Here is a 12,992-nt window from a genome sequence, read left to right on the forward strand (position 1 = left end):
TAGTGTCTGCATTATTACAAGTCTTTCAAGAACGAAAATTAGAATTATTTCATGCATTGATTGAACATCTTCAAATTTCACTTATTTCTTTATTTTTTGCAGTAATCATTGCAGTTCCGCTCGGTATTTTGTTAACAAGAAGAGAGCGAATTGCCGAGTTTATTATAGGAACATCAGCTGTTATGCAGACGATCCCTTCATTAGCTTTACTGGGGCTTTTAATTCCACTAGTAGGTATTGGGAAACTTCCAGCAATCATTGCGTTAGTTGTGTATGCGTTATTGCCTATTTTACGAAATACTTATACAGGAATTCGTAAGGTAGATGAATCGCTTATTGAGGCTGCAAAAGCAATGGGAATGAATAGCTGGAGAAGATTATGGAAGGTAGAACTTCCACTCGCATTGCCAATTATTATGGCGGGTATTCGTACAGCGATGGTATTAATTGTTGGAACAGCGACGTTAGCTGCATTAATAGGGGCTGGAGGACTCGGAAAACTTATTTTACTTGGTATTGATCGAAACGATCATGCTCTTATCGTTTTAGGGGCTGTACCAGCTGCGCTATTAGCTTTATTCTTTGACGGAGTACTTCGGATGTTTGAAAGTACAAAACGTTCTCCAGGGCGTATTATATCAGCTGTATGTATTGTAGTCATAGTTATAGTTACACCCTTTATTGGGAATACGCAACAGAAAGATATTGTGATTGCCGGGAAACTTGGATCTGAACCAGAAATTCTAATTCAAATGTATAAACAACTTATTGAACAAGATACAGATTTACATGTAGAACTGAAACCTGGGTTTGGGAAAACAGCATTTGTTTTTGAGGCTTTAAAATCAGGAGAAGTTGATATATATCCTGAATTTTCAGGAACTGCTTTATCCACTTTTGTGAAAGAAGAGCCGAAGAGCACGAATCGTGAAGCAGTATATGAACAAGCACGTATAGGTATGGAAAAGAAATATCATATGAAAATGTTAAAACCAATGGAATATAATAATACATATGCACTAGCAATGCCCAAAAATATTGCGGAGCAGTATCATGTCAAAACAATTTCAGATTTAAGAAATATTTCTGCGAATGTTAAGGCAGGATTTACATTAGAATTTGCCGATAGAGAAGATGGTTATAAGGGATTGCAGAAATTGTATGATTTTCAGTTTGCAAATATAAAAACGATGGAACCAAAATTGCGTTATAGTGCAATTGAATCAGGTGATGTTACAGTTATTGATGCGTATTCTACGGATAGTGAACTTGAGCAATATGGGCTTCAAGTATTAGAAGATGATAAAGGGCTCTTTCCTCCATACCAAGGGGCTCCATTATTAAGACAAGAGACACTTGAAAAATATCCTGAGCTTGAAAAGGTATTGAATAAACTTGCTGGAAAGATTTCAGATGAAGAGATGCGAAAAATGAATTATGAAGTAAATGTAAATGGTAAAAGCGCTGAAAAAGTAGCAAAACAATTTTTACAAAAAGAAAAGCTAATTCGTTAATTTTTACAAGAAATATACAATTTTATGTTTGGGAAATGACCGTTCATTACAAAATGAACGGTTTTTTCGTGCATACTTATACATTTTTTCAAAAAAGTATTCCCTTTTTACTCATTTTCTTTTAGAATAAGTAATGTTTTCCTGAAAAAATATAATAGAAACGTCTATTAGAGAAAAGGTGACTTTAATAGTTGAAAGGATGAACATAACACCTAGAATGACAGATGGGGTGGTACCGATAGAAAAGAAATTAGGATTTTTTCCATTAATCGCATTAGTAGTTGGAACAATGGTTGGCGGTGGCGTATTTAGTCTACCTCATGATTTAGCAGTAGGGGCAAATAGTGGCGCCACAATAATTGGATGGTGTATTACAGCAATGGGAATGATTCCGCTTGCACTTGTATACCAAACATTAGCAAGACAAAAACCAGAGCTTGAGGGTGGAATTTATAGTTATGCACGCGCTGGATTTGGTGAATATATTGGTTTTAATAGTGCATGGGGATATTGGCTTGCAGGGATTTTAGGAAACGTAGCAACAATTATGTTATTGTTTAGTACGCTTGGATATTTCTTCCCTATTTTCAAAGGAGGAAACAATGCAGCTTCTATCATTGGTGCATCTCTTTTATTATGGACACTTCACTTTCTGATTTTAATTGGAATTCGTGAAGCGTCTATTATGAACTTTATTGCAACAATTGGAAAGCTAGTTCCCATTCTATTATTCATTGTAGTGATGGTTACAGCGTTTCGTTGGGATACGTTTACACATGATTTCTGGGGTGAGGGAACAATTTCTGTTTCTTCTGTACTTGGGCAAGTGAAAAATACGATGCTTGTTACACTTTGGGTATTTATTGGAGTGGAAGGAGCAGTCGTATTATCTGGAAGAGCAAAAAATAGCCGAGATGTTGGAAAAGCGACAGTGTTCGGACTCATTTTAGTCATGTCTATTTATATTTTGATTTCAGTGCTTTCAATGGGAGCTATGACAAGACAAGAACTTTCTGCTTTAGAAACTCCGTCAATGGGACATGTATTAGAGCACGTTGTTGGACCGTGGGGCGCAATTGCTATTAATATTGGATTAGTTGCGTCACTTATTGGGACATTAATCGGTTGGTTCTTACTTGTTTCTGAAATATCTCATGTAGCAGGGAAAGATGGTGTATTTCCGAAAGTCTTTACGAAAACAAATAAAAAACAAACACCACATATGGCATTATGGATTTCAAATGGTGTTGCACAAACGTTATTTATTATCGTTCTGTTTTCGGCATCAACGTATCAAATGATGTATTTTATTGCATCTACATCCATTTTACTACCATACTTATTATCAGCACTGTATCAATTGAAATTAGTTGTTACAAAGGAACTGAAGCGTGCCAGATTAAAAAATGGATTATTGGCTTTAATTGCATCTGCGTATTCTATATGGTTGATTTACGCAGCGGGCTTAAAGAACTTACTACTTGTCTCAATTGTATATGGTATTGGACTTGTTGTTTATATGTTTGCACGAAAAGAAAAAGGAAATCGTTGTTTTTCAGGTATGGAGAGATATGCAATGGCTGTAATTGTTATTGCAGCAATCGTATCACTGTACATGCTTATTACAGGTAATATCAAAATGTAGAAAAGTCCTCTTGAAGGGCTTTTTTATTTTGATTACAAGGAGTTCGCATTTATTTACAGAATATCTAATATGTAAGATATTTAGGAGGGATGAGAATGGAAGAGAAAGAACAATTAGCAAGAATTATGGAATTGGCAAGTGACTTACGGAAAATTTTAGTACAGGAGTCATTTTTTAATCATCATCCCGAATTGCGTGGAGTTATTGAAAATTTAGCTGGTTCTGTAGAGACTTTGGCGGATTTACAGCATAATAAGGATGAAAATGCTGAAGATAGACTACGATATGTACTTGCTAAAATGAAGATCGCTCACAATGCTATTTTGCAAGAGAAAAAAACTTTTCCTTCTCACTAATATAAGTCTTACTCTTTGTAACCTGACGGATAACGTCAGGTTTTTTGTTTCTAGTTTTCTGCGGGAGTTCATACAATAAGAACAGCATGAAAAAAAAGAAGGTGAGTGTGTTGAAGCTGCATAAAGCTCTACATCCAAGTTTTATAAAGCGAATGTATCACATGAGATTTCTTGGGAGGTTTGTAGATGGTGTGGAAGAGAAGGCGGGGGATACTTTTTTTGTACAATGTCTTTCTCCAATCCCTTCTGTTTTGCAATCACAGTTTGCTGACGAGCCATATCTTTTTGAAGGTGTATATAGTAATAAAAAAAATGAGAAAGTTTTCGCTGACTTAAAGAAAAGAAAATTAGAAAGACAGTTGGTATTGTTTCGGCTTTATTACGAAAGAGGGAATTTATATGTTGAGTTAATATGTACAGAGCAGAGAGAAATAGTAGATGCATATAAGATTGTTCCTTCACCAAGACTACCTGGATATAAAAAAAGAGAATCCTTAGAACGTAAACTGGGCAATGGTTACTTATCTTTTCTTATGCCGAAGTTTCCGCAAGACTTTGATGTGCCAGAGTTATTGTGGCATGAGGGAAGACTATATGGGAATTTGTCATTAAAACCTTCTGTTAGTTCAATTGCATATTATGAGCAAAGAAAGGAATGTAAATATATCGAAATTGATGATTGGACCAAGCGTGTAGAGTTAGAAGTAGATAATCACTTGTATTTTGTGAGAGCGAATATATATGAGCAACTTGTAAAACGTGTTGTAGAAGAGGGGAAACTAGTTGAAGTGACAGATATAAAAACGCAGAAAGAAGAGAAAGAATGGGATGAGCGTGAATCTTCTTTTTTACAGTATGTACAGGACGTAGTGTACGCTAAAGATTTATATATAGATGCAACTGATGTCTTTAATTTTCATATTAGTGTCAAAACAAATATGTTAACGATTCTTGCGGGCATACCGGGGGTTGGAAAATCACGTTTTGTGCAAGCCTATGCGGAAGCGCTTGGGTTACGTTATGGTGAGGAACTAGTATGGATTCCTATATCCCCATCATATCAAGAACCACATGATTTGCTTGGTTATCTTCATCCAAATGGAACTTTCATAGCAAGTGACACAAAGTTAGTTCGAACATTATTAAAAGCAAAAGAAAATCCGAATCAGCTGTATATGGTTGTATTCGATGAAATGAATATGTCACATATTGAGCATTGGTTTACACCGTTTTTATCTATCCTTCAATTAGAAAAGAAAAATCGTATTCTCACTTTATATGAGGAAGTACCTGAAATAGAAAACACAATTCCATCCAAAATTGAAATTGGTGAGAATATTATTTTTATTGGCACTGTAAACTTTGACGAAACAACGAAAGAATTATCCGACCGCCTATTAGATCGAACAAATCTCATTACCCTTCAAAAAATTCCATTTTGTGAAATGAGTATGGAGCAAGATAAAGAGACACAACTTTTGCCTCTTAAAGTAACAGCTGGAGAATTTCGCGTAAATTGGTTACGAAATAAAGCAATGATTGACGTTTTTTCAGAGGAAGAATTAGAGTTGCTAGATAAATTACACGGCGTATTATCGTCATATGATGCATCGAAAGGTATTTCTTTTCGATGCGCAGCTGCGATTGCTACGTATTTGCAAAATATCCCACTTCAAAATAATCACACCTATATGATTAGCAGGGAAGAAGGATTTGACTTACAAATAAAGCAACGTGTGTTAACAAAGTTACGTGGAACAGAAATGACGATTGGTGCTCTTCTTTCTGAAGATGAAAAGAAAGGCGCAATGCTTATACCACTGTTACAGTCGCCGCTTGCAAATGATGTTTCTACATTTGAACATTCTTTAGCCTATATAAGGCAAAAACGGCGTGAATTGGAGTTGTATGGATATGCAAAATGAGGAGTGTTATGAGACTGAAATTGTTGATACAAAGGAGAAGCTCCCATTTGTATTAAAATTGATCGTAGGGATTGAAGCAAAGGGAGAGTTTATTCTTTTGAATCGTCTTTGTACCTCTACTATAGCGCTCTCACAGTGTGTTTATAAAGTGCAGGAGTTAAAATCATTACGCTTATGTTTACATTATGAAAAACCAGCTCATATTACATTTATATGGAATAAAGTATATGAGGGACAAAAAAACTTAAAGGAATCGCAATATGAATTACATGAAAAAAGGAAAAAAGTATTAGTATATGAGCATGGGAAAACTGATTTTTTTTATCCGTGGCGCTGCGGTTTATATCACTTTGAGGTACGAGTGGAAGAAGAAATATACTATGGAGCGTTTCAAATTGTTCCCAAAAATTTCTTAGATGATCAATTTGAAATGATTCAAACTTATGTGAAATCAATTTTAAATGAACTGATTTTAGATAGGGGGTATTATAAAAAGACATTTTCAGCACTTAGTGACATTGAGGATTCTTCATATTTAATACTACTTCGAATGCTTCCGCAAAAAATGAAAAAAATAAAACAAATTTATAAGGAAGTGGAAATGAATACGAAATATATGAATAAGTACGATTGGGAAATAAGAGAAAGAAGGGCTACGAGAAAAAGTGTAATAGTTGGTGAAAGAAAGCCTTGGGGAAAATATTACAATCGTAAGTTTGTTGAACAAAAAGATAGTTTGGAAAATGCTTTTCTGAAATTTAAAACGAAACAATTTTATTATTATTTGTTAGAAATGCAGAGTTTTTTACAAAAGACGATCGAAATATTAGAAGGAACAAAGCACATGAAAAAAGAGGAATACCAAGCTGTGAAAACAATTATGCAAACGATTGACCGTAATGGATCTGTGACGGATAGAGAAAAACAAAAATATCGGAATATACATTTGTTGAAAGAAGCAGATGTACGAAAAAGTTCTTTGAAAATACAAGAATATAAAATACTGTATCGTATTGTATATCAAAGTGCACAGTATTTTCAAAACTTGTTACACTCCCCATTTTGGGGAGATATTTCTGAAAAAACCAACATCACTTTACATGCTTTATCGGTACCTCATCGCCAATTAATCTCTCACTTAGAGTTGTTACCACATCATAATCAACACTCTCCAGCATTATTATTTGTATATAAGCCAACATTTTTAGTGTATGAGTATTATGCTTTTTTTATTGTTATTTCTATATTACAACAGATCGGATTTATAGACGAAATTCCAATTCGTGAACAAATACAAAAATATTTTTATTTAGATGGATTACAAGATGGTACGACAATTATTTTAAATCGTGATGATTTTCAGATTCATATTGCATTTAATGATTTGATTGAAACACATCCTCTTATTGCACTTAGTAAGGGAAGTCATTTTTATAATGGAGAGGATACGAAAAAACCAGACATTCGTTTAGATTGTTATGTAAAACAAGGAGAAAAGTATGAATATGAATCGTCTATCATTATTGAAGTGAAATATAGTCCCATGTATAATATTTTTCAGCCTCTTGGTAATACAAAAGCAACGGAACAAATGTATAAATATTGGTCTATTAAATATGTAGATGAAAAAGATGGGAAACGTATTTTCAAGAGAAGAGCGATTCACGAAGTGATTTGTGTTTATCCAGGAAGCCATATGCATGGAAAGAAAATTGAATCTGGTTGCGGTGTTTTCTTGCAATTATATCCATATAAAACGAAGCAAGGTAAAGAAAAGTTAGCTGGAAAACACGGGCTTGTACAAATTTTTGAGAAATGGCTAAAGAATACCGTTTTATAAAAAGAACTCCTTGCTTTTTGAATAAAAGAAAATCCTGAGAATCATTATTTCCCAGGATGTATTGTCAATTTGAAGTAATTGTTTTCCTCATACGATTTTAATGTTGTTAACACGCAGCACTCGACATAAATCGTATGAGGAAACTGGTAGTGAATCAATTGCGATAATGAGGTATTATCAAAGTAACATTAAAAAAACTTTTATTTCAATGTTAAGGGTTTTCTCAAATAACCTCTGTCCCTATGATACAAAATCAGAGCAATCACTAAAATTCCTGATGCAATCCATATAGATGTGTTTCCTATATGAGTGGTGGAAAATGTCCCTAACGACGCACCAAATAAAAAAGAAAGAATGATAACAAAGAATTCTTTAAATTGTTTTTTCGCTTCTTGATTATGTTCTATGAATGCCAAATATGCTGCCTGCGTTGCAGTTCGAAGGTTTCCTGTTGTCATCGTTGAATTGTAGGTCCACTTGTCTAGTTTGTTAAAAGTGGAAATTTGTAAAGATGATACAAACGAAATACATACTGTTATCACTATGTTAGGTACACTTTTTGGCAAAATACCTACAACGGCTAAAATAATGCATTCTAATATAAGGATAGAACGTCTATAACTATGTAATAGTTGTCTTATATGAGGAATCTTTACTACTTCTGATACCAAAACACCTAATATAAAAGCTAAAATAGGCGGGATATAAAGTAAAGCACTTTTCCATTCCCCACTAGCTGCTCTTATAGCGAATAGTACTATATTTCCTGTCTGTGCATTGGCAAATACTCTATCTCTGCTGACGAATGTATAAGCATCTAAAAAGCCTCCAACTATAGCTAACAAAACACCCAAACGAACAGAGTTTGAAGATAATGAAGGAATCGTAGTTAGTTTATCTTTCATAATATGATCTCCTTGTATCTTATATTGAAGATATTTATTTATAATTAATATTCTGCTTAGATGAAAAAGGCATTCCTTTAAAATCTTTAACAGCAGATTAGCAATACTTATCTTGATTTCGTTTCTTTTTACTTTTTCCTATATTAGATATAATGTATAATCCTACCCATTTTTTTAACCATAATCAACACTATTATTTAACATATTTTATTCGTTTTATAAAAATAAAAGTCGAATAGGAATTCTGTTTACTTTATAGAATATAAAAGGAGTAAATATTTTTAGTTGCATACGAAGGTTTGTTCTTATATGATAGATGGTGAAAGCGTTGTCAAAAAGAACGGCGATGGGAAAGGCGGGTAAATATGTTCCAGCGTGTTCAAACAAAGGAAGAACATTTTTGGTTCGAGCAACTGTGGGGAGATTTTTGTGAAGAAAGAGATTTAATGTTCGTAGAACGTAATTTAAATCCATCACGATTTTTATTAATAGAAGATCAGCACTATATCGGTACTGTAGAGTGTATTCGATATGTAGTGCCTGAACAATCAAATTCTGAGTTTTTCTATCCGTTTTCTGAAAATGATTTAGTGAAAGACTTAAAAAATGTTTATGAAATAGGAAAGTTAAGTATTGCGAAAACCTCTCGTGGGAGAGGGCATTTTAAAAGGCTAGCAGCTATTTTATTTATGCATGCTTTAGAAATGAAAGCTGAATGGTATATTGCTGTCGTTACAAAACGGATGTATATGTATTTATTTACACTTGGTTTTCCGATTGAGCCAATAGATAATCCCTTTAATTTTCATGATAAGTTGCAAGGTGTACCTGTACGGATTCATGCTCGAAAGGGAATAACACATCTATATTCATTGAAGGAATTTCGAGATATTATTCAAGGAAATGCTCATGCCCAAGCCCTTATTAAGGAATACAGTAAAAATATTATGTTAACAAACTAAATTGTCACAAATTTTTATATATTATTGTGATTGATATCACATCCTTCTCGTTCAATATACATTACGCTTTATTTGTAAGAATTGATTGAGGAAGGGATGGGATTGTATGTTTTGTTACCAATGTGAACAAACACCAACAGGTGGATGTAAAGTAATGGGTGTTTGCGGAAAAAACGAAACGATTGCAAGTTTACAAGATACAATTGTATTTGGATTAAAAGGAATTGCAGCTTATCGTACTCATGCAGCTCAGCTTGGGTATACAGATTCGTTTGTAGATGCTACAACGCATGAAGCATTATATATGACATTAACAAATTCAAACTTTAATGAACAAGAACATTTGGAAATGGCTATGAAAGTTGGGAAAGCTGCCTTACGAGTGATGGAATTGTTGGATGAGGCGCATACGAATCACTTTGGTGTTCCTGAACCTGTTCATATTACGCAAAATCGTGTAGAGGGTAAAGCGATTGTTGTTACAGGGCATAATCTATTTGCTTTAGAGGAATTGCTCAAGCAAACAGAAGGGAAAGGGATTCATATTTATACGCATTCAGAAATGCTCCCAGCTCATGGATATCCACAGTTAAAAAAATATAAACATTTAAAAGGGAACATCGGTAAAGCATGGTATGATCAGCGACGTCTTTTTGACAAATTTACAGGTGCGATTTTAGCTACAACGAATTGTGTAATGCCTATTAAAGGGTCGTATGCTGATCGTTTCTTTTCTTATGATATTGCTGGGCTAGAGGGCGTTCGAAAAATTGAAAATGATAATTTTGATCCATTGATTGAAAAGGCCTTGGAGTTACCAGAAGTATATATGGAGTCGGACGAACAGTTGTTAACAGGTTTTCATCATAATACGGTATTATCGTTAGCGCCAGAAATTATTGAAGCAGTAAAAGCAGGAAGAATTAAACGGTTCTTTGTGATTGCAGGTTGTGACGCTCCAGGAAAAGGCGGGGAATATTATCGTGAATTAGCGATGTCACTTCCGATGGAAACGGTTATTTTAACAACTTCTTGTGGGAAGTTTCGTTTTAATGATGTAGATTATGGGGTTGTACCAGAAACGCAGATTCCACGCTACATTGACTTAGGTCAATGTAATAACTCGATTTCAACAATAAAAATCGCAGCTGCTTTAGCGGATGCTTTTCAATGTGAAGTGAATGAATTGCCGATTAGTATTGTGTTATCTTGGTTTGAACAAAAGGCAGTTGCCATTTTACTTGGGTTATTTAGTCTTGGAATTCAAGATATACGTATTGGTCCAAAAGCACCTGAATTTATTTCACCTGGTGTACTTCAAGTGTTGCAAGAGACATTTGGATTGAAAATGATCACGACTGCCACTGAAGATATGAATATGATGTTATCATAATAAAGGGATGCCTTGTCATAAGGCATCCTTTTATTATGAAGTAAAAAAGCGTATTCTGATTAACTAGGGGGAAGTCAACCAGAATACGCGAACTCATAAGTGAAAAATATTAAAAACCAAATATACTTAAAATCATTTTACGACGCTTTGGTTTTTTTTCCCGTTCATATGTTGGCTTAATATCAGGTGTAATGTACAGTGGTTCTTCTTTCTTAAGATCCGCCTCTAGTTTCTGGATTCTGTCTAGCATTTCTTCTATTTCACGTCGATGTTGTAGCAATTGATAAGTAACAACATCATTCGCTTTATCTTTCATTTGTTCTTCCATTTGATCTAATCGCCGGGTAATTGCATTTAATTGTGTCACGAATTGCTCAAAATCATTTGAGGATTTTGTTTGAGAACTTGTATCTACATGAGAGCAATGATGATCTAACATTTGATCTAAGTCACTTTGTGTAAAAATGTAATGGCCATATTTGTTTTTTTCTATCTCAAGATTTAACTGTTGTGCAATCCGGACCACTGCCTTTGGGCTAATACCTAATTTTTTGGCAATAAAGGGTGTTTTATATTCCAAGATAATCCCTCCTATATATATCCTGTTGAATGATTTCGAGGTAATAAGCTTGTTACCTTCAAGAATGACAAAAGAAGTGCGGAATCGGCAAAGAAAGTGCTTTTTCACGAAAATGAGTCTATAAGCATATAAAGCTTCTAAAAAGAAAGAATTATGTCTGAATTTTGTAAGTATTCTTATTTGACGGAGGGAAAACATTTAGATTATCATAAATATAAATATCTTCTTTTATGTATGCATATAATGTATAAAAAGGTGATTGCGAATGTAGAATTTTGTAAGATTATAAGTAATGTTACTTCACTTGAATAAATTTAAGTAGGAGGTGGCTTCCTTGCTTACACCGTAAGTAAGGACACATATTTGGACATATATAGTATAAGTATGGTGATTGTTTTAATTGCCTTATCTGCATTTTTCGTTGCGGCAGAATTTGCAATTGTGAAAGTGAGAGGTTCACGCATCGATTATTTGATTACAGAAGGTAATAAATATGCAAAGTCAGTAAAAACAATCATTACAAACTTAGACGAGTATTTATCAGCTTGCCAATTAGGAATTACAGTTACAGCTCTCGGGATTGGTTGGTTAGGTAAACCAGCGTTAAAACACATGTTTGATGTGCTGTTCGCAAGTTGGAACGTGTCTCCCCAGCTTGCAGAGATTATGGCTGTGATTCTAGTGTTTATGTTCATTACTTTTTTCCATGTGGTTGTGGGAGAGTTAGCGCCAAAAACATTTGCAATTCAAAAAGCAGAACAAGTAAGTTTGCTTGTTGCAAAGCCACTACTTTTCTTTTATCGTATTACTTTTCCTTTTATTTGGCTGTTAAACGGATCAGCTCAATATGTAACGAGAAAATTTGGTTTGCAAAATGCGAAAGATCATGAGGAAGTACATTCGGAAGAAGAATTACGTCTATTAATGTCGGAAAGTTACAAAAACGGAGAGATTAATCAATCTGAATTTAAATATGTAAATAAAATCTTTGAATTTGACGATCGGATTGCAAAAGAAATCATGGTACCACGTAAAGAAATGTATATTTTAGATAAAGATACACCAGTGAAAAAAGCATTACAAATAATGTCAAGTGAAAAATATACAAGATATCCAGTTGTCGATGGGGATAAAGATCATGTGATTGGTTTTGTAAACTTTAAAGATATTTTCACAGACTTTGTGAATCATGGTACTGTTAGTAAAGAAAAGGTAGAGCAGTATATCAGGCCTATTATCCTTGTTATTGAGTCAATCCCAATTCATGATTTATTTTTAAAAATGCAAAGGGAACGAACACATATTGCGATATTAATTGATGAATATGGTGGAACATCAGGGCTCGTAACAGTTGAAGATATATTAGAAGAAATTGTTGGAGATATACAAGATGAATTTGATACGGATGAACAACCAGAAATTCAATGTGTCAGTGAAACAAAGACAATTCTAGAAGGAAAAGTGCTTGTTAGTGAAGTCAATACATTATTAGGTTTAACCATTGATGATGATGGTGTTGATACGATTGGTGGTTGGATTTTAACAAAGAACCTCGGGGTTGAGGAGGGAGATATTGTTGAAATTGAAACCTATAAATTTTGTGTGAAAGAGTTAGATGGTCACTATATTAAGAGGATAGAAGTGACGAAACCATCAGTACCAATTCTCATTTCAGAAACTGAAAAAGCTATATCACTACAAGAACAAATTAGCTCGTGAACTCTGCTTTTAGCAGAGTTTTTTTAGTGAGCAAAATGTTTTTTTATGCCAGGAGGCCGTGTTACAATAAAACAAGTCAGACCTTTAATGAAGTGAAGTATTTTTCGAATAAAATGAATGTACTTAAGAAGTTTTAGATTATACATATATTTG

At 34.0% G+C, this 12,992-nt stretch carries 10 protein-coding genes; 8 read left to right on the forward strand and 2 right to left on the reverse strand.

Annotated elements, in window-relative coordinates:
- Nucleotides 1-2: 2 nt before the first annotated feature.
- The 5 genes from COO03_RS18905 (at nt 3) to COO03_RS18925 (ending at nt 7,280) form a co-directional block, all read left to right on the forward strand.
- Complete coding sequence (locus COO03_RS18905) at nt 3-1,514, forward strand: ABC transporter permease/substrate-binding protein (protein WP_097898632.1); 1,512 nt, start codon at nt 3-5, stop codon at nt 1,512-1,514.
- Between the two features lie 217 nt (nt 1,515-1,731).
- On the forward strand, nt 1,732-3,159 hold the full coding sequence (gene arcD / locus COO03_RS18910) for an arginine-ornithine antiporter (protein WP_097898633.1): 1,428 nt from the start codon (nt 1,732-1,734) through the stop codon (nt 3,157-3,159).
- 95 nt (nt 3,160-3,254) lie between these two features.
- Nucleotides 3,255-3,515: a LemA domain protein gene (locus COO03_RS18915; RefSeq protein WP_097898634.1), complete on the forward strand. Its 261-nt coding sequence runs from the start codon at nt 3,255-3,257 to the stop codon at nt 3,513-3,515.
- A 110-nt stretch (nt 3,516-3,625) separates the two neighbouring features.
- A complete protein-coding gene (locus tag COO03_RS18920; RefSeq protein ID WP_097898635.1) occupies nt 3,626-5,440 on the forward strand; it encodes an AAA family ATPase in 1,815 nt (604 codons plus the stop codon).
- Nucleotides 5,430-7,280 carry a hypothetical protein gene (locus tag COO03_RS18925; protein WP_097898636.1) on the forward strand — a complete coding sequence of 617 codons (1,851 nt, stop codon included), beginning with the start codon at nt 5,430-5,432 and terminating at the stop codon, nt 7,278-7,280. The genes COO03_RS18920 and COO03_RS18925 overlap by 11 nt, the downstream gene beginning before the upstream one ends.
- Before the next feature lie 200 nt (nt 7,281-7,480).
- Here the strand turns inward: COO03_RS18925 and COO03_RS18930 are convergent, their stop codons facing one another.
- A complete protein-coding gene (locus tag COO03_RS18930; protein WP_097898637.1) occupies nt 7,481-8,185 on the reverse strand; it encodes a YoaK family protein in 705 nt (234 codons plus the stop codon).
- Between the two features lie 365 nt (nt 8,186-8,550).
- On the opposite strand from COO03_RS18930, the gene COO03_RS18935 reads away from it, so the two are divergent.
- Both COO03_RS18935 and hcp read left to right on the forward strand, forming a co-directional pair.
- Nucleotides 8,551-9,147: a hypothetical protein gene (locus COO03_RS18935; protein WP_097898638.1), complete on the forward strand. Its 597-nt coding sequence runs from the start codon at nt 8,551-8,553 to the stop codon at nt 9,145-9,147.
- 106 nt (nt 9,148-9,253) lie between these two features.
- Nucleotides 9,254-10,540, forward strand: a complete 1,287-nt coding sequence (hcp, locus tag COO03_RS18940; RefSeq protein WP_097898639.1) for a hydroxylamine reductase — start codon at nt 9,254-9,256, stop codon at nt 10,538-10,540.
- A 109-nt stretch (nt 10,541-10,649) separates the two neighbouring features.
- Here hcp and COO03_RS18945 read toward each other — a convergent pair whose 3' ends face one another.
- Nucleotides 10,650-11,120, reverse strand: coding sequence for a chromosome segregation protein (locus COO03_RS18945; RefSeq protein ID WP_097898640.1), 471 nt, complete (start codon nt 11,118-11,120; stop codon nt 10,650-10,652).
- Nucleotides 11,121-11,483: 363 nt separating this feature from the next.
- Between COO03_RS18945 and COO03_RS18950 the strand changes: the two genes are divergently transcribed.
- The gene (locus tag COO03_RS18950) at nt 11,484-12,839 is read left to right on the forward strand and encodes a hemolysin family protein (protein ID WP_097898641.1); all 1,356 of its coding nucleotides are present in this window, start codon (nt 11,484-11,486) and stop codon (nt 12,837-12,839) included.
- Nucleotides 12,840-12,992: the final 153 nt, after the last annotated feature.

Origin of the sequence: Bacillus sp. AFS098217, from assembly GCF_002551815.1 — a bacterium.
Lineage (GTDB): Bacteria > Bacillota > Bacilli > Bacillales > Bacillaceae_G > Bacillus_A.